Origin of the sequence: Pseudomonas sp. Irchel 3H3, assembly GCF_900187635.1 — a bacterium.
Taxonomy (GTDB): Bacteria; Pseudomonadota; Gammaproteobacteria; order Pseudomonadales; family Pseudomonadaceae; genus Aquipseudomonas.
On the sequence record NZ_FYEC01000032.1, the window covers coordinates 1 to 18,242 of the forward strand.

General features: G+C 61.6%; 12 protein-coding genes. 9 read left to right on the top strand and 3 right to left on the bottom strand.

Translation table 11 applies throughout. From position 1 onward, the window contains the following. Positions 1-4,864, bottom strand: a 4,864-nt coding sequence (locus tag CKW24_RS23940; protein ID WP_143501279.1) for a retention module-containing protein, incomplete at its 3' end; no start/stop codon positions are given. A 356-nt stretch (positions 4,865-5,220) separates the two neighbouring features. Here CKW24_RS23940 and CKW24_RS23945 point away from each other — a divergent pair. The 8 genes from CKW24_RS23945 to CKW24_RS23980 all read left to right on the top strand — a co-directional run bounded on the left by CKW24_RS23945 (position 5,221) and on the right by CKW24_RS23980 (position 16,243). Further along, positions 5,221-6,573 (top strand): TolC family outer membrane protein, encoded by a 1,353-nt coding sequence (locus tag CKW24_RS23945; protein WP_095170822.1) that lies wholly within the window; start codon positions 5,221-5,223, stop codon positions 6,571-6,573. Positions 6,574-6,613: 40 nt separating this feature from the next. After that, complete coding sequence (locus CKW24_RS23950) at positions 6,614-8,770, top strand: type I secretion system permease/ATPase (RefSeq protein ID WP_095170824.1); 2,157 nt, start codon at positions 6,614-6,616, stop codon at positions 8,768-8,770. Beyond that, positions 8,760-10,127, top strand: a complete 1,368-nt coding sequence (locus CKW24_RS23955) for an HlyD family type I secretion periplasmic adaptor subunit (RefSeq protein WP_095170826.1) — start codon at positions 8,760-8,762, stop codon at positions 10,125-10,127. Before CKW24_RS23950 ends, CKW24_RS23955 begins: the two co-directional genes overlap by 11 nt. A 249-nt stretch (positions 10,128-10,376) precedes the next feature. Then, entirely contained in the window at positions 10,377-11,027 is a 651-nt protein-coding gene (locus CKW24_RS23960; protein WP_095170828.1) for a TonB family protein, read from the top strand. A gap of 55 nt (positions 11,028-11,082) precedes the next feature. Continuing rightward, positions 11,083-12,006 carry a LysR family transcriptional regulator gene (locus tag CKW24_RS23965; protein ID WP_095170830.1) on the top strand — a complete coding sequence of 308 codons (924 nt, stop codon included), beginning with the start codon at positions 11,083-11,085 and terminating at the stop codon, positions 12,004-12,006. 129 nt (positions 12,007-12,135) lie between these two features. Next, on the top strand, positions 12,136-13,674 hold the full coding sequence (locus tag CKW24_RS23970; RefSeq protein WP_095170831.1) for an MFS transporter: 1,539 nt from the start codon (positions 12,136-12,138) through the stop codon (positions 13,672-13,674). A gap of 26 nt (positions 13,675-13,700) precedes the next feature. After that, positions 13,701-14,771: an HlyD family secretion protein gene (locus CKW24_RS23975; RefSeq protein ID WP_095170833.1), complete on the top strand. Its 1,071-nt coding sequence runs from the start codon at positions 13,701-13,703 to the stop codon at positions 14,769-14,771. Beyond that, positions 14,768-16,243 carry an efflux transporter outer membrane subunit gene (locus tag CKW24_RS23980; RefSeq protein ID WP_095170835.1) on the top strand — a complete coding sequence of 492 codons (1,476 nt, stop codon included), beginning with the start codon at positions 14,768-14,770 and terminating at the stop codon, positions 16,241-16,243. Before CKW24_RS23975 ends, CKW24_RS23980 begins: the two co-directional genes overlap by 4 nt. Positions 16,244-16,259: 16 nt before the next feature. Here the strand turns inward: CKW24_RS23980 and CKW24_RS23985 are convergent, their stop codons facing one another. Continuing rightward, entirely contained in the window at positions 16,260-17,018 is a 759-nt protein-coding gene (locus CKW24_RS23985; RefSeq protein ID WP_095170837.1) for a slipin family protein, read from the bottom strand. Between the two features lie 2 nt (positions 17,019-17,020). Continuing rightward, positions 17,021-17,593 carry an NfeD family protein gene (locus tag CKW24_RS23990; RefSeq protein ID WP_095170839.1) on the bottom strand — a complete coding sequence of 191 codons (573 nt, stop codon included), beginning with the start codon at positions 17,591-17,593 and terminating at the stop codon, positions 17,021-17,023. Between the two features lie 180 nt (positions 17,594-17,773). Between CKW24_RS23990 and CKW24_RS23995 the strand changes: the two genes are divergently transcribed. Then, positions 17,774-18,235, top strand: coding sequence for an aminoacyl-tRNA deacylase (locus tag CKW24_RS23995; RefSeq protein WP_095170840.1), 462 nt, complete (start codon positions 17,774-17,776; stop codon positions 18,233-18,235). Positions 18,236-18,242: the final 7 nt, after the last annotated feature.

Sequence of the window (18,242 nt, forward strand, 5' to 3'; positions counted from 1 at the left end):
CGACTGTAACGATGGCTTCGTTGCCCAGTACCAGGTTTTCGAAGGATTTGCCGTCGACTGCAGCGTCGGTGACGCCGAGTTTGATGGTTTCGCCGTCTTTGTAGACGTCATCGCCTTGGGCTTTCAGCTCGTACGGCGTGCTGTTGGTGCCGGCCTTGATGACCACGGTGTCGCCGTTGCTCAGGGTCACGGTCAGGTCTTGCTTGAGTTCCTGATCGACTTTCACCGTGAACTTAGGTGCAGCGTTTTCCAGCACGTCGCCATTGCTTTCGATGGTGACGGTGATCTTGTCGCCTTCGCCCGACGGTTGGTCGGTGACGGTGGTGGTGAACTGGTCTTTGCCCAGAGTCAGTTTCTCGAACTGATCGGCGCCAGAAACGCTTTCCAGCTTGTTGACCAGCGCTGGCTGACCGCCGGTGAAGATGTCGTTGCTGGTGACCACGGTAGCCGTGCCGGTGGTGCTGTTGGCCGGAACGGTGATGGTGGTGCCGTCGGAAAGCTTGAAGGTCAACTCGCCGTGGTTGCTCATCGGCAAACCAGCAGCGTTAGTCAGGGTCACGGTGTAGGTGACGGAGCCGCCTTCGGTGACGGTGGTTTTATCCACAGACAGAGTGGCAACCACTTCAGAAGTGGTGTCGCCGATGGTGACCTGAGCTTTGTCGCCCAGTACCAGGTTTTCGAAGGATTTGCCGTCTACTGCAGCGTCGGTGACGCCGAGTTTGATGGTTTCGCCGTCTTTGTAGACGTCATCGCCTTGGGCTTTCAGCTCGTACGGCGTGCTGCTGGTGCCGGCCTTGATGACCACGGTGTCACCGTTGCTCAGGGTGACGGTCAAGTCTTGTTTGAGGGCTTGATCAACCTTGACGGTGAACTTCGGTGCAGCGTTTTCCAGCACATCGCCGTTGCTTTCGATGGTGACGGTGATCTTGTCGCCTTCGCCCGAGGGTTGGTCGGTGACGGTGGTGGTGAACTGGTCTTTGCCCAGGGTCAGCTGTTCGAACTGATCGGCGCCGGAGACACTCTCCAGCTTGTTGACCAGCGCTGGCTGACCGCCGGTGAAGATGTCGTTGCTGGTGACCACGGTTGCCGTGCCGGTGGTGCTGTTGGCTGGAACGGTGATGGTGGTGCCGTCGGAAAGCTTGAAGGTCAGCTCGCCGTGGTTGCTCATCGGCAGGCCAGCGGCGTTGGTCAGGGTCACGGTGTAGGTGACGGAACCGCCTTCGGTGACGGTGGTTTTATCCACAGACAGGGTGGCAACCACTTCAGACAGGGTGTCGCCGATGGTGACTTGGGCCTTGTCGCCCAGCACCAGATTCTCGAAGGATTTGCCGTCGACGGTGGCATTGCTGACACCAACTTCCACGACTTGACCGTCTTTGTAGACGTCATCGCCCTGGGCTTTCAGTTCGTACGGCACGCTGTTGGTGCCGGCTTTGATGACCACGGTATCGCCGTTGCTCAGGGTCACGGTCAAGTCCTGCTTGAGAACCTGATCAACCTTGACGGTGAACTTCGGTGCAGCGTTTTCCAGCACGTCGCCATTGCTTTCGATGGTGACGGTGATCTTGTCGCCTTCGCCCGACGGTTGGTCGGTGACGGTGGTAGTGAACTGGTCTTTGCCCAGAGTCAGTTTCTCGAACTGATCGGCGCCAGATACGCTTTCCAGCTTGTTGACCAGCGCTGGCTGACCGCCGGTGAAGATGTCGTTGCTGGTGACCACGGTTGCCGTGCCGGTGGTGCTGTTGGCCGGAACGGTGATGGTGGTGCCGTCGGAGAGCTTGAAGGTCAGTTCGCCGTGGTTGCTCATCGGCAGGCCAGCGGCGTTGGTCAGGGTCACGGTGTAGGTGACGGAGCCGCCTTCGGTGACGGTGGTTTTATCCACAGACAGAGTGGCAACCACTTCAGACAGGGTGTCGCCGATGGTGACTTGGGCTTTGTCGCCCAGCACCAGATTCTCGAAGGATTTGCCGTCAACGGTGGCATTGCTGACACCAACTTCCACGACTTGACCGTCTTTGTAGACGTCGTCGCCCTGGGCTTTCAGCTCGTACGGCACGCTAGTGGTGCCGGCTTTGATGACGACGGTGTCGCCGTTGCTCAGGGTCACGGTCAAGTCCTGCTTGAGAACCTGATCAACCTTGACGGTGAACTTCGGTGCAGCGTTTTCCAGCACGTCGCCATTGCTTTCGATGGTGACGGTGATCTTGTCGCCTTCGCCCGACGGTTGGTCGGTGACGGTGGTGGTGAACTGGTCTTTGCCCAGAGTCAGTTTCTCGAACTGATCGGCGCCAGATACGCTTTCCAGCTTGTTGACCAGTGCCGGCTGACCACCGGTGAAGATGTCGTTGCTGGTGACCACGGTAGCCGTGCCGGTGGTGCTGTTGGCCGGAACGGTGATGGTGGTGCCGTCGGAGAGCTTGAAGGTCAGTTCGCCGTGGTTGCTCATCGGCAGGCCAGCGGCGTTGGTCAGGGTCACGGTGTAAGTGACGGAACCGCCTTCGGTGACGGTGGTTTTGTCCACAGACAGGGTGGCTTTCACCTCAGTGAGGGTGTCGTCGATGGTGACTTGGGCTTTGTCGCCCAGTACCAGGTTCTCGAAAGACTTGCCGTCAACGGTGGCATTGCTGACACCAACTTCCACGACTTGACCGTCTTTGTAGACGTCGTCGCCTTGGGCTTTCAGCTCGTACGGCGTGCTGCTGGTGCCGGCCTTGATGACCACGGTGTCACCGTTGCTCAGGGTGACGGTCAGGTCCTGCTTGAGGACCTGATCGACCTTGACGGTGAACTTCGGTGCAGTGTTTTCCAGGACGTCGCCGTTGCTTTCGATGGTGACGGTAACGGTGTCGATGCTATCGGAGATGGTGGTAACGGCCGGAGTAGTGCTTGGCACCAAGCTCTCGAAGTTACCGCCAGTGGTGCCTGTGATCGTCGTGCTAACGGTGCTGCCTTTGACATACACATCGTTCGCTGGGGTATCGACCACTACAGAACCGCTGGTTTTACCCGCCTCGATGACGATGACCGAGCCATTGCTCAAGGTCACAGTCATCGGCGTGCCCGCCGGGTTGGTCAGGGTTGCAATGTAAGTGATCTGACCGCCTTCGGTAATACCGCCGGTGGCGGTGAGGGTCAGGCCAGTGGCATCCGGCGAGTCGGTAATGGTGGTGACAGCTGGTGTGGTGTCCGGCACCAGGTTCTCAAAGTTACCGCCAGTGGTACTCGTAATCGTCGCGCTAACGGTGCTGCCGTTGACATACACATCGTTCGCCGGAGTATCGACCACCACATTACCGCTGGTTTTACCCGCCTCGATGACGATGACCGAGCCATTGCTCAAGGTCACAGTCATCGGCGTACCCGCCGGATTGGTCAGGGTCGCGGTGTAAGTGATCTGCCCGCCTTCGGTAATACCGCCAGTGGCGGTCAAGGTCAGGCCGGTGGCATCTGGCGAATCGCTGATGGTGGTAACGGCTGGCGTAGTGTCCGGCACCAGGTTTTCGAAGTTACCGCCGGTAGTACCGGTAATGCTGGTACTGACAGTACTGCCATTGTTGTAGACGTCATTGGCCGGAGTCTCGACCACCACATTACCGCTGGTTTTACCCGCTTCGATGACGATGACCGAGCCATTGCTCAAGGTCACAGTCATCGGCGTACCCGCCGGATTGGTCAGGGTCGCGGTGTAAGTGATCTGGCCGCCTTCGGTAATACCGCCAGTAGCGGTCAAGGTCAGACCGGTAGTGTCAGGCGAATCGGTAATGGTGGTGACAGCCGGAGTAGGGCTTGGCACCAGGTTCTCGAAGTTGCCACCGGTAGCGCCAGTAATGGTGGTAGTGACAGTACTGCCATTGTTGTAGACGTCATTGACCGGAGTATCGACCACCACGGTGCCGGTGGATTTACCGGCTTCGATGGTGATGACCGAGCCGTTGCTCAAGGTCACGGTCACCGGCGTCTGTGCCGGGTTGGTCAAGGTGGCGGTGTAGGTGATCTGGCCGCCTTCAGTGATCGTCGGCTCCGCGGTCAGTGTGACCGTGGTGGTGTCGATGGTGTCGGTGATCTGGGTGACGGCAGGTGTCGGGTCGACGGTCAGTACCAGGCCGCCGCCACCGGTGGTGCCGGTTACGGTGACGGTAATTTGCGACGGGTCGGTGTAGACGCTGTCGTTCGGGGCCAGGGGAACGTTGACGCTGCCAGTGACCTGACCGGCAGGGATGACAATGATCGCGCCATTGGACAGGGTGATGGTCAGGTCACTCAGGGGGGCCTGGGTCACGTTCGCGGTGTAGACCAGTACGCCGCCCGCTTCGGTGATGGTCGGCGTGGCGCTCAGGCTCAGGGTCGAGCCGCGCAGCAGGTTGTCGTTACTGCGGTTGTCCTGGCCGCCGGTGGTGTCTTCCACGGCGGTGAAGGCGGAATTGATGCCCGCTGTCGGGAAACCAATGGTCGGGTCAACCCGGCCAGCGGTGGCGTCCAGCATCACAAAACTGTGACCACCTCCGGCGGCGCCCCCGGTACCTGCGGCGCTTTGGCCGGCTGCGGTGGCTTCCAGTTCGGTGGTCGGGTCGGCGCCCGCGACGATGGCTTGCTGCAGTTCTTCTACCGACGGTGCGGCCTGCGCGGTGGCTTGTGCCAAGTCGGTACTGGAGTCCGGAGCACTGCCACTCCATTGGCTGTCGCGGCCCAGGTCCAGCATGCGACCGTCAGCCAGTTCCAAGGTCACGGCGCCCGCCGGGCCGGTGTCCAGTTGGTCACCTACGAACAGCCGATCGCCTTCAATCAAAATACGGCGGATGCCCTCTGGGGACACCGCAAAAACTTGACCGACAATGCTTTTGACGATGGCAACAACACTGCTCATTAAGGACTCTCCGGTGTTCCGTTCAGTAGGCTTCCATAGACCTGAAAGGGCATTTTGCCGATTCAGCCTGGACGTACATAAAAATAATAGACGTACAAATGACGCGCTTTTCCGTCAATAATTTGGCAATAACTTTTCGCGATTAACTTAATGCCAAACTATTGACCTTCTGCAGGGCATCCTAAACAATTGCCCCGGTAATGTCACATTGATATTTACGCGGCGACCTGTCCTGCAGCGTGTGATCCAGTTCCTGTTTCGAGCTATCTGACATACGGCCATTTCGGTTGCCATTTTCCGCCGCAGCAGCTCCTTTTTGCTGTGATTTGAGACATGAAGTCCTGGGAAATCCTTTTATGCTTTCGCACCTGTTCAAGGCTCTACCGTTTGCCCTCGCCGCCAGTTTTGTAAACGCTCAAACCCTGCCTCAAGCCATGCAACAGGCACTGGACGTCCACCCGGAAATCCAGGCCGGCGTGAACAATCGCCTGGCTGCTGATTATCAACTCAGAGCAGCAGAAGGGGGGTACCTGCCCAAGGTCGATTTGCTCGGCGGATATGGTCGCGAAGGTACCGACAGCCCGAGCACCCGCGCGGGTACTGGCAGGAACGATTGGGAAACCTTGAGCCGTGGCGAGTCGAGTCTGCGCCTGCAACAAATGGTTTTTGACGGTTTTGCGACATCCAGCGAAGTCGGGCGTCAACAAGCCACCGTCAATTCTCGCGCCTATTCCTTGCTGGGGACCTCCGAGCGCACCGCGTTGACCGTGGCCCAGGTTTACCTCGATGTGCTGACCCGTCGCGAGTTCGTGCAACTGGCCGAAGACAACCTGCGTAATCACGAACGCATCTTCGATCAGATCAGGCTGCGCACCGAGCGCGGCGTAGGCCGTACCGCCGACCGTGACCAGGCAGAGGCGCGCCTGGCCCAGGCACGCAACAACCTGATCACCGAGCAGACCAACCTGGCCGATGCCCAGACCAATTACTTGAGCGCCGTGGGCCAACTGCCGGACCAACTGGAGCGTCCTGCGCCGTTCATGGCCATGCTGCCGGCCAACCTTAATGAGGCGCGCCAGCAGATGCTGGACAACAGCCCTATCCTGCGTTCCGCAGAATCGGACATCGTTGCCGCCGAGAAGCAGTACGACACCGCCAAGTCGGCGTTCTACCCGCGTTTTGATGCCGAGTTGGGCCGCACCGCCGACAACGACCTGGATGGCATGAACGGTCACAGCAATGAATGGCAGGCGATGTTGCGCATGCGCTTCAACCTGTATGCCGGCGGCAGCAACAAGGCTGACCTGGAATCCAAGGCCTATCAGTCCAACCAGGCGCTGGATATCCGCAACAATGCCCTGCGGGTGCTGAACGAGGAGCTGGGCCTGGCCTGGAACGCCTTGAACAACGCCAACGCCCAGGTGCCGATCGCCCAGAAGTATGTCGACTACAGCACCAGCGTGCGCAGCGCCTACCAGCAGCAGTTCAGTCTTGGCGAGCGGACCCTGCTCGACTTGCTCGACAGTGAAAACGAATTGTTCAGCGCTTCCCGCCGCCTGGCGGAAATCAAGAACATTCAGTTATTTACTCAGTATCGAATCAAGGCGACCATGGGCGAGTTGCTCAAAAGCCAGGGAGTGGTCGCACCGATGGCCTCCGTCGTGCAGAACGACGTGAAGCCAAAAGTCCAGCTACCTGGCATGAATTGAGCTTTATTTAATGTTCAATTGATAGCCAAGAGTACCGAGCGTGGAATCAGAAGCCAGTCGAGTTCATCTCAGTCATGATCCACGCGCGATGCACGATGATCCGTTGCTCGACGGATTATTGGCGCTATGCGCCCTGCACCAGAAACCCGCCAGCGCAGCAATGCTAACCACCGGGTTGCCATTGCCCAAGCAGCGCCTGAGTATCGATCTGCTGCCCCGTGCAGCGGCGCGTGCCGGCCTGCAAGGGCGGGTGCTGCAACGCAAGCTGGACAAGATCCCCGCGATTGCCATGCCGGCGCTGTTGCTGCTCAAGGACGATCGCAGTGCGGTCCTCCTGGGCTGGCAGGGCGACGACCAGGCACGCTTGCTGCTCAGCGAAAGCGACGGTGGCGAAGTCCTGGTCAGCCGCGAGATGCTCGCGGACGATTACACCGGGCAGGCGTTCTTCGCCCAGCCCCAGCATAAATTCGATGTGAACCACGGCACCCTGATCCCGCGTGCGCGTTCCTGGTTCCGCGACACCCTCAAGCGTTCGCGCTGGCTCTACGCCGACGCCATCGCCGCCAGTTTCCTGATCAACATCATCGCCATGGCCGCGCCGCTGTTCGTGATGAACGTCTACGACCGCGTGGTGCCCAACCAGGCTGAAGCGACCCTGTGGGTGCTGGTGGTTGGTATTACCGGCGCCTATATGTTCGACCTGATCCTCAAGAGTTTGCGCAGCCTGTGCCTGGACCTGGCTGGCAAGAAAACCGACCTGATCATCTCCGCCACCCTGTTCGAGCGGATCGTCGGCATGTCGATGAAATACCGACCCGCCCGGGTCGGCAGCTTTGCGCAGAACATCCATGAGTTCCAGAGCCTGCGCGACTTCCTCGCCTCGTTGACACTCACCAGCCTGATCGACCTGCCGTTCACCCTCCTGATTTTCCTGGTGATCGCCCTGCTGGGTGGGCATCTGGTGTGGATTCCGATGCTGGCCTTCCCGATCGCCCTGTTGATCGGCTATGTCTTGCAGAAGCCGTTGCAGGCGACCATGGAACGCACCATGGCCCTGGGCGCAGAGCGCCAGTCGAGCCTGATCGAAACCCTCGCTGGCCTGGACGCAGTCAAGGTCAACAACGCCGAGAGCGAGCGCCAGTATCAGTGGGAGCAGACCATCGGCACCCTCAGCCGGCTAGAACTGCGGGTAAAAATGCTCTCCGGGTTGTCGATCAACATCACCTTGCTGATCCAGCAACTGGCCGGGGTGATCATGATCGCCTTCGGTGTGTACCAGATCATCGCCGGCAACCTGAGCATGGGCGGCCTGATCGCGTGCTACATGCTCAGTGGCCGGGCACTTAGCCCGCTGGCCTCGCTGTCCGGCCTGCTGACCCGCTATCAACAGGCGAAGGTCACCATGGGTTCGGTCGACCACATGATGGAGCTGCCCCAAGAGCGCAACTTCGAAGAGCGCCCGCTGAGCCGCCGGGTGGTGCAAGGCGCTATCGAATGCCGCCAGTTGAACTTCACCTACCCGGGGCAACAGAACCCGGCGTTGAAAAACATCAACCTGGTGATCAAGCCGGGCGAGAAGATCGGCATCATCGGCCGCAGCGGCTCGGGCAAAAGCTCCCTGGCCAAGCTGCTGGTCGGCCTGTACCAGCCGGATGACGGTGCCTTGCTGGTCGACGGTGTGGACATTCGCCAGATCGACGTCAGCGAACTGCGCCACAACATTGGCTACGTGCCGCAGGACATCCAGCTGCTGGCCGGGACCCTGCGCGATAACCTGGTCTCCGGTGCCCGCTACGTGGAAGACGAAATGGTCCTGCAGGCTGCCGAGCTGGCGGGCGTGCACGAATTTGCCCGCCTGCACCCGCAGGGTTACGAGCTGCAAGTCGGCGAGCGTGGGCAAAACCTTTCCGGCGGCCAGCGGCAGAACGTGGCCATGGCCCGTGCGCTGCTGCTCAATCCGCCGATCATGCTGCTCGACGAACCGACCAGCGCCATGGACAACACCGGTGAAGAACGCTTGAAACAACGCCTGCAAGCCGTTATCGAGAACAAGACCGTGTTGCTGGTCACGCACCGGGCCTCACTGTTGTCGCTGGTCGACCGGTTGCTGGTCATCGATCGTGGGCAAATTCTCGCCGATGGTCCAAAAGCCGTGGTCATGGAAGCGTTGAAGAAGGGGCAGATCAGTGTTGCTTAAGTCCGGTATGCGCGACTCGATCCGTCGTTATTTCAAAGGCTCCGACTCACTCGATGGGCAACCGCTGCCAGAGGTCAAGAAGGCGCTGATCGAAGACGCCCCGCGTGTGGTGCGATTGACCATCTGGGGCATCATCGGCTTCTTCGTGTTCATGCTGGTCTGGGCCAATTTTGCGGTGATCGATGAGGTCACCCGTGGCGACGGCAAGGCGATTCCCTCGTCCAAGCTGCAGAAAATCCAGAACCTCGAGGGCGGGATCGTTGCCGAATTGTTCGTTCGCGAAGGGCAGATCGTCGAGGCCGGCGCGCCACTGATTCGCCTGGATGACACGCGGTTTGTGTCCAACGTCGGCGAAACCGAAGCCGACCGCCTGTCCATGCTGCTGCGTGTGGAGCGCTTGAGCGCCGAGGTCGATGACCGCCCGCTGGCCTTCCCGGATGACGTGATGAAAGCCGTGCCAGTGCAGGCCGCCAGCGAAGAATCCTTGTACATCAGCCGTCGCCAGCAACTGCACGATGAAATTGGCGGGTTGCAGGAACAACTGATCCAGCGTCAGCAAGAGCTGCGCGAATTCAGCTCCAAACAAGCGCAGTACCGCCAGGCCCTGGGCTTGCAGCGCCAGGAAATCAACATGTCCGAGCCGCTGGTGGCGCAGGGCGCGGTGTCTCCGGTGGAAGTGTTGCGACTCAAGCGGGCGGAAGTCGAAACCCGCGGCCAACTGGATGCCACCACCCTGGCGATCCCCCGTGCCGAGTCGGCGATCAAGGAAGTACAACGCAAGATCGATGAAACCCGCGGTAAATTCCGCAGTGAGGCGCTCACCCAGCTCAACGAAGCACGCACCGACCTGAACAAGGCCCAGGCAACCGGCAAGGCGTTGGAAGACCGTGTCAGCCGCACCCTGGTGACCTCGCCGGTGCGGGGTATCGTCAAGCAACTGCTGGTCAACACCATCGGTGGGGTGATTCAGCCCGGCAGCGACATGGTGGAAATCGTCCCACTGGACGACACCCTGCTGGTGGAGGCGAAGATTCGCCCGCAAGACATCGCGTTCCTGCATCCGGGCCAGGAAGCCATCGTCAAGTTCACTGCCTATGACTACACCATCTACGGTGGCCTCAAGGCCAAGCTGGAGCAGATCGGTGCCGACACCATCACCGACGAAGACAAGAAAAACACCTACTACATGATCACCCTGCGCACCGATCGCAGCCACCTGGGCACCGATGAAAAGCCCTTGCTGATCATCCCCGGCATGGTGGCCTCGGTGGACATCATCACCGGCAAGAAATCCATCCTCAGCTACCTGCTCAAGCCGATCATCAAGGCCCGGGCGGAGGCGTTGCACGAGCGTTGATCGCCAGGCTTGCGCTTGACCTGTAGGAGCGAGCGCCCGCTTGCGGCTTGCTCGCGATGGGCGTCAACGATGACGCGTTAAGCCTGGTGCACCACGCCGTCCTTGTGTCCATCGCGAGCAAGCTCGCTCCTACAATGATTTTCGATCGCCCACCCCATCACCGTGGATGAAGATGAGAACGGTTGTCCTTTGTCGGGGAGGTGCGCGACAATCGTCGCCCCTGTTTCGGCGCCTCTAAAAGGACTTTCCATGCGTCTACTTCTGCTCGGTGCAGCCCTGCTGTGCTCGTTCAACGCGCTGGCGGCATTCCCTCCGTCTACAGACACGGCCTATATGCCCAAACCCTGGTATCCGGCGGAGCTGGTCGATGTGGTGGGGGATGCGCGGATCAGCCTGAACATTCATAACGATGGTTCCGTCACCGACGTTAAAGTCCTCAGTGCCACCCATGAAGCGTTTGCTGTGGCGGCGAAAGCGGCGGCCGAGCATTGGCGGTTCGAGCCCTGGGAGGTCACGGCGGACGCGCCAGCGGTGATCGACGCGCAGAACACCATGATCTTCTCGCCCGCGTCTGCGCCGAATCAGTTCCTCAATGCGCAGGAAGTCGTGCACAACATGCTGTTCCAGCCGTGCAGCGCGCTGAACGAGGAGTTGGCGCTGTTTCGCAAGAGCTACCCCAAGCAGCCCTTGAGCAGCGCGCCGACGTTCGCCAAGACCAGCGCGGCGCTGCTGCTCCCGGTCTTCGCCAGCCAGCCCGATTCGCAAAAGGGCATGACGCTCAATCACCAGTTGATCGATGCCTTGCCCGACATCGTTCGTCGCTGTGAGGCGCAGCCGGCAAGGATGTACAGCAGTGTGCTGCCCAAAGAGCTGCAAAAGGTCTTTGGCATACCCGGGTAGCAAAGGCTGCTAGCATTGCGTCTGAGTCAATTCTGATCAGCCATGAGTGCTTAGCATGCAGCTACCGGACATGAACCTGTTGGTCGCCCTCGATGCCTTGCTCGACGAAGGCAGCGTGGTGGGAGCCGCGCGACGGATGAACCTGAGCCCGGCGGCCATGAGCCGGACCCTGACCCGGGTTCGCGAAGCGCTCGGCGACCCGATCCTGGTGCGTGCGGGGCGTGGCCTGGTGCCGACACCCAAGGCCCTGGAGTTGCGGGCCCAGGTGCGGGACCTGGTCGAGCAGGCGGCACTGCTGTTCCGCTCGGCCGATGAGGTGGACCTCAGCACCCTGCGTCGGCGGTTCAGCGTGCGCGCCAACGACTTTTTCGTCGGGGTCTACGGTGGGCGTTTGATCGATACGCTGAATCGCCAGGCACCCCACTGCGAGTTGCGCTTTGTGCCTGAAGGCGATGGCGACGATGAGGCGCTGCGCGAGGGGCGGATCGACCTGATGATCAGCAACACCCGCCCGCGCACCCCGGAAGTGAAAGCGCAGAACCTGTTCACCACGCACTTTGTCGGGCTGGTGCGCGAAGGTCATCCGCTGCTGGAGGGTGAGATCAGCGCCGAGCGCTACGCCAGTTTTTCCCACATCAGCATGTCTCGGCGCGGTATCGCCCGCGGGCCGATCGATACCGCCCTCAATGCCCTGGGGCTGGAGCGGCGGGTGGCCTTGATCGCACCGAGCTTCCACGCGGCGATGTTCGTGCTGCCCGATTCCGACCTGATCCTGCCGGTACCCAAGGAAGCATTGCTCAGTGTCGCGCGCCTGGGATTGCGCCTGCGCTCGTTTACCCTGCCGATCGCGCTTCCCACGCTGATGCTGACCCAGGCCTGGCACCCGCGCTACGACAAGGACCCGGCCCATCGCTGGTTGCGCGAAATGGTCAAGAGCAGTTGCGCAGAGACCTGGCAGGCAGCCCAGCCGCCCGGGTAGGAGTGTGTGATAGGGGTCATGGCATTGCTGCGTCCGACGCACTTATAAGCTGTCAATAAGTCAGTTTTCGTCAGCTGTCGGTCTTTCTAAACTGCTCCGGTATTTCTGATATCTGGAGCTGTTCCTGCCATGACTTCCCTCGCTGTCCCTGCCCCGATCGAGGCGGCCAGCACCCCCAAGGTGGTGGCGCCGCCGACGTTCGGGCCGCGCATCATCATCGGCCTGGTTGGCGTGTTGCTGGCCGTGCTGGTCTCGGGCCTGAATGAAATGGTGACCAAGGTCGCCCTGGCCGATATCCGCGGAGCCATGGCGATCGGTTACGACGAGGGCACCTGGCTCGTCGCCTGCTACGCCGCGACCTCCGTGGCCGCGATGGCGTTCGCCCCCTGGTGCTCGGTGACCTTTTCCCTGCGTCGTTTCACCTTGTGTGCAATTGGCCTGTTCACCCTGTTGGGGTTACTGATCCCGTTCGCGCCCACCTATGAAAGCCTGCTGCTGCTACGCACCGTACAAGGCCTGGCCGGTGGCGCGTTGCCGCCGATGTTGATGACCGTCGCCCTGCGGTTCCTGCCGGCCAACATCAAACTCTACGGCCTGGCCGGTTATGCCCTGACGGCCACCTTCGGCCCTGGCCTGGGCACGCCGTTGGCGGGCCTGTGGACTGAGTATGTGAGTTGGCACTGGACCTTCTGGCAGATCATCGTGCCGAGCCTGCTGGCGATGGCGGCGGTGGCCTACGGTTTGCCGCAGGACCCGCTGCGCCTGGAGCGCTTCAAGCAGTTCAACTGGCGTGGCCTGCTGCTGGGGTTTCCGGCCATCTGCATGCTGGTGATCGGCATCCTGCAAGGCAATCGCCTGGACTGGTTCGAGTCGAGCTTGATCTGCTGGCTGTTGGGTGCGGGCGTGGTGTTGCTGGTGCTGTTCCTGTTCAACGAATGGTCGCAGCCGGTGCCATTTTTCAAGTTGCAGATGCTCGGCATCCGCAACCTGAGCTTTTCCTTGCTGACCCTGGCCGGGGTGTTGGTGGTGCTGCTGGCGGTGATCATCATCCCCTCCAGTTACCTGGCGCAGGTCCAGGGTTACCGGCCGATCCAGACCGCCCCGGTGATGCTGTTGATGGCCGCCCCGCAACTGATCGCGCTGCCCTTGGTCGCGGCGCTGTGTAACCAGCGCTGGGTCGACTGTCGCTGGGTACTGGGCATCGGCCTGGGCATGCTGGCGCTGTCCTGCATCGGTGGTTCGCAGCTGACCTCGGTGTGGATCCGCGACGATTTCTACCTGCTGCAATTGCTGCAGATCTTCGGCCAGCCGATGTCGGTGCTGCCGTTGCTGATGCTCGCGACCGGCAGTATCAGCCCGATGGAAGGCCCCTTCGCCTCGGCCTGGTTCAACACCGTCAAAGGCCTCTCGGCGGTGCTCGCCACCGGCTTGCTGGAAACCCTGACCACGGTGCGCCTGCATTTTCACTCGACGATGCTGGTGGACCGCCTTGGCAACTCACCCCTGGTCGGTGGCGATAGCGCCAGCCTGGCGCGGCGCCTGCACCAGCAAGCCGTGGTGCTGACTTCTGCGGACTTGTACCTGTGCATGGCCGGGATCGCGCTGGCGCTGATCCTGCTGATTTTCTGGCTGCCGACGCGGATGTATCCGCCGCGCGCGCCCACTTGAATGTTGACTGAAACAGAAGGTTTTTTATGACGATCTCTAGCAAGCAAAAACTCACCGGCGCCACCGCCGCGGTGTTGGCGGTGGGCGTATTGGTCTACCTGCTGGCCCCCGGGGTATTCGGCAAGAAGCCGCAGCAGAGCACCAATGACGCGTTTGTCAGTGCCGACTTCACCCTGGTGGCGCCACGCGTGGCCGGATTCATCAAGGAGGTGCTGGTCGAAGACAACCAGCGGGTCCAGGCCGGGCAATTGCTCGCGCTGATCGATGACCGCGACTTTCGCGCCGCCGCCCAAGCCGCCGATGCTGATACGCTGGTGGCCAGGGCGCAACTGCAAAACGCCCGGGCGACCCTTGAGCGCCAGGCGTCGGTGATCGCCCAGGCCCAGGCCACGGTGGTGGCCGCCAAGGCGGAGCAGGCCTTCGCCGAGCATGAACTGAATCGCTACAACCACTTGGCGGGTGTCGGCGCCGGCACCGTGCAGAACGCCCAGCAGGCGCGCACCCGGATCGACCAGGCGGGCGCTCGGTTGGCCAATGCCACGGCGGTGCTGGCGGCGGAACGCAAGCAAGTGGAGATCCTCACGGCCCAGCGCGACGCCGCCGAAGGCGGGCTCAAGCGGGCGCAGGCGGCACTGGAAATGGCCAGCTTCCAGTTGTCCTATACGCGCATCGTCGCCCCCGTGGACGGCATGGTCGGCGAGCGTGCAGTGCGGGTTGGCGCCTACGTCACCCCGGGCAGCAAGATCCTCGCCGTGGTGCCGCTGGCGCAGGCCTATGTGCTGGGCAATTTCCAGGAAACCCAACTGACCGATGTAGAGCCGGGGCAGGACGTCGTGGTGCACGTCGACAGCCTGGGCGGCGAAGCCCTGACCGGGCGGGTCGAGAGCATTGCGCCGGCGACCGGGGTGACCTTTGCCGCCGTCAAGCCGGACAACGCCACCGGTAACTTCACCAAGGTGGTGCAGCGTATACCGGTGAAAATCATCCTCGACCCGGGCCAGCCTTTGGCCCAGCGGTTGCGTGTCGGCATGTCGGTGGAAGCCAGCATTGACACCACAAGCTCGCAGAGCAGCGTGCGCGAGGTGACGCAGCGATGAGCCATGGCATTCCCCACAAACTCCTGTTGCTCGCCCTGGGCCTGCTGTCATTGAGCGCCTGCACCCTGGGTCCGGACTTTGTCCGGCCGCAGGCACCCCAGGTCGAGCAGTGGTCGAAAGCGCAAAAGGCAGCGGCCAGCGAGGCGGTGAGCACACAAATGGATGAGCGCTGGTGGGAGGTGTTTGCTGACCCGCAACTGTCCGCCCTCAGCCGTCGCGCGTTGACCGACAACCTTGACCTGCAACTGGCCAGCAGTCGCCTGCAACAAAGCCTGGCGGTGCGCCAGGTGGTCACGGCCGAGCAGTACCCCAGCACCGCTGCCACGGGCGGTTACGCCCGTAAACGCAACAGCGGCGAAGGGCTGAACGACCCGTCCGGGCGCAATGGCAACTCAGCGTTCAGTTTGTGGGAGGCGGGTTTCTCCGCCTCCTGGGAGCTGGATTTCTGGGGCCGCGTGCGGCGCCAGACCGAAGCCGCCGACGCCACCCTGGAAGTGGCGCAAAACGATCGCCGTGGCGTGCTGCTCTCGGTGTTGGCGCAAATTGCCCAGGACTACATCCAGTTGCGTGGCGTGCAGAGCACCCGTGCGGTCACCGAGCAAAACCTCGAGGTCGCCCGGCATAGCTTGAAGTTGTCGCAACTGCGCCTGGCCGACGGCGTGGCCACTGACCTGGACGTCGCTGAAGCGGCTGCCCAGGTGGCCGCCATCGAAGCACGCCTGCCGGCATTGCAGCAGCGCCAGGCGCAACTGATCAACGCCTTGAGCCTGTTGCTGGGCGAGCGGCCGCAAGCCCTGCAGGCCGAGTTGGCGCAAGACGGCCCGGTGCCGCAGACCCCGCGTCAGGTGGCGATCGGCTTGCCCTCGCAACTCGCCGAGCGTCGCCCCGATATCCGCCAGGCCGAGGCCCGCCTGCACGCTGCCACGGCCAGCATCGGCGTGGCCAAGGGCGATTTTTACCCTCGTATCACCCTGTCCGGCAACTTCGGTTCTCAGGCCATGCAATTGAGCGATTTCGGTTCCTGGGGCTCACGCCAGTTTGGCATCGGGCCGCAATTCAGCGTGCCGCTGTTCGATGGCGGTCGCCTGCGCGGCATGCTTGAGTTGCGCGAGGCACAACAACAGGAAGCGGCGCTGGCCTACCAGCAAACCGTGTTGCGCGCCTGGCATGAAATCGACGACCAGTTGACCCGCTACAACGCCAGCCAACTGCGCCGCGACAGCCTCGCCGAAGCGGTACGGCAAAACCAGATCGCCCTGCGCACCGCCCAACAGCAGTACGTCGAAGGGGTGGTGGACTTCGTCAACGTCTTGACCGTGCAAGGTGAGCTGCTGGCGACCCAGGAACAACTGGTGGACAGCGCGACCAGCGTGTCACTGGCCATGGTCGGGCTGTACAAGGCGCTGGGCGGCGGCTGGCAGTCGGTGTATCCGCTGGCGCAGGTCGAGGCTGCCGGTCAGGGGCATGGCTGAGTCAAAGCCGTTGCCCTCAGTCTCTGGAGGACAAGTCCGCCATGCCCTTGAGCAACTCGATCGGTAGCGGGAAGACAATGGTCGAACTCTTGTCCCCGGCAATCGAACTGAGGGTCTGCATGTAGCGCAATTGCATGGCGCCCGGCTGCCGGCCGAGCATTTCGGCGGCCTGCATGAGTTTTTCCGAGGCTTGCAGTTCACCTTCGGCGTGGATCACCTTGGCCCGGCGTTCCCGCTCGGCTTCGGCCTGCTTGGCGATGGCGCGGATCATCGATTCGTTGAGGTCGACGTGCTTGATCTCGACATTGGCCACTTTGATGCCCCAGGCATCGGTTTGCGCGTCCAGCACCTGCTGGATGTCGACGTTCAGGCGCTCGCGCTCGGCCAGCAACTCGTCCAGTTCATGTTTGCCGAGCACCGCGCGCAGGGTGGTCTGGGCCAGTTGGCTGGTGGCCATGAGGAAGTCTTCGACTTGAATGATGGCTTTCTGTGGGTCGAGTACACGAAAGTACAGGACCGCGTTGACCTTCACCGAGACGTTGTCACGGGTGATCACATCTTGCGCGGGCACATCGAGCACCACGGTGCGCAGGTCCACGCGGACCATCTGCTGGACTACCGGAATCAGCAGGATCAGCCCCGGCCCCTTGACTTGCCAGAAGCGTCCGAGCTGGAACACGACCCCGCGTTCGTACTCACGCAGGATACGAAAAGTCGACCCCGCCAATGCAATCAGCAGCACCAGCAGCGCGGCAAAACCCAGTTGCAGGCCCATGGTCATTCTCCCTGCGGCGCCGCGTCAGTCGCGGCCACTTCCAGCATCAGCCCCTTGCGCGCCACCACCTGGACCCATTGCCCCGGTTGCAGCGGCGTCGTACTGCGCACCTGCCAGCGCTCGCCCTGCAGATGGACCCAGCCGTGGTAGACGCTGCCGGGCTGCAGGGCCAGCACCTGGGTGATGCTGCCAAATAGTTCGGTATCGCCGCTGACCGTGTGCCGCGGACGGGTTTTCAGGGCGTGGATCAGCAAGGCCAGCAACAGCAGGGCGCTGATCAGTGCCAGGCCGATGATCAGTGGCGTCGGCACGTCGTTGTTGGCCAACATCACCGCGCCGACCACGAACATCAGGATGCCGCCCAGGCCGATCACGCCGTAATTGGGCAGCAGCGCTTCGGCCACCAGAAAGGCGATCCCGAACATCATCAGCCAGACGGCGAACGGGTTGGTCACCAGCAGCATGACCGTGTCCGCCGCGAACACTGAAGCGCTCACACCCGACAACACCACAACCGCACACCAGCCACCGATGTTCACTTGACCCTCCGGGAGAGTCGTCCGTCTGCGAGCCATACGCAGGCCCTGTCTACAGTCTAGTTGAGCCTGGGGTTGAACGAAATTTGATCAGTGCAGGTCGACTGCTCCAGTGGGCAGATTTTCCTTCGCCGCTGAACAGCCGGCCTAGACTTTGAAGTGACAACAGAAGGTTTAACCATGGTCCGCCAGCCTGGGCTGCGGACACCGAGGTGCATCATGCGTATGGCAAGAACCGTACAGCGCAGCCTGGAAGAGGCGCACTGTGAATTTGACGTGGTGGCTCACCCACATTCGGCCAGCAGCCTGGAAACCGCCCGCGTCTCGGGTATTCCGGCCGAGCGCGTGGCCAAGTCAGTGATCCTCGACGACCATCACGGGCACTATTTGATGGCGGTATTGCCGGCCAGCCGGCACCTGGACCTGAGCAAAGTGCGCGGCAGTGGCGAATGGCAGGTCACCCGCGAAAGCACCCTGGCCCACCTGTTCAATGACTGTGAACGCGGCGCTGTGCCGGCCCTGGGCGAATCCTATGGCCTGGACATGGTCATCGACCCCTTGTTGACTCGTCAGAAAGAGATCTACGTTGAAGCCGGCAACCACAACAACCTGCTGCACATGAGCATGGTGCAGTACCTGAAAATGGTGCCCCATGCACAAATCTGCGAACTGAGCCATTAACCCCCTT

Excerpts from the sequence above, each read along its gene's own strand:
- CKW24_RS23945 (WP_095170822.1), top strand. The coding sequence starts at position 5,221 with ATGCTTTCGCACCTGTTCAAGGCTCTACCGTTTGCCCTCGCCGCCAGT.
- CKW24_RS23960 (WP_095170828.1), top strand. The coding sequence starts at position 10,377 with ATGCGTCTACTTCTGCTCGGTGCAGCCCTGCTGTGCTCGTTCAACGCG.
- CKW24_RS23965 (WP_095170830.1), top strand. The coding sequence starts at position 11,083 with ATGCAGCTACCGGACATGAACCTGTTGGTCGCCCTCGATGCCTTGCTC.
- CKW24_RS23970 (WP_095170831.1), top strand. The coding sequence starts at position 12,136 with ATGACTTCCCTCGCTGTCCCTGCCCCGATCGAGGCGGCCAGCACCCCC.
- CKW24_RS23975 (WP_095170833.1), top strand. The coding sequence starts at position 13,701 with ATGACGATCTCTAGCAAGCAAAAACTCACCGGCGCCACCGCCGCGGTG.
- CKW24_RS23980 (WP_095170835.1), top strand. The coding sequence starts at position 14,768 with ATGAGCCATGGCATTCCCCACAAACTCCTGTTGCTCGCCCTGGGCCTG.
- CKW24_RS23985 (WP_095170837.1), bottom strand. The coding sequence starts at position 17,018 with ATGGGCCTGCAACTGGGTTTTGCCGCGCTGCTGGTGCTGCTGATTGCA.
- CKW24_RS23990 (WP_095170839.1), bottom strand. The coding sequence starts at position 17,593 with ATGGCTCGCAGACGGACGACTCTCCCGGAGGGTCAAGTGAACATCGGT.
- CKW24_RS23995 (WP_095170840.1), top strand. The coding sequence starts at position 17,774 with ATGCGTATGGCAAGAACCGTACAGCGCAGCCTGGAAGAGGCGCACTGT.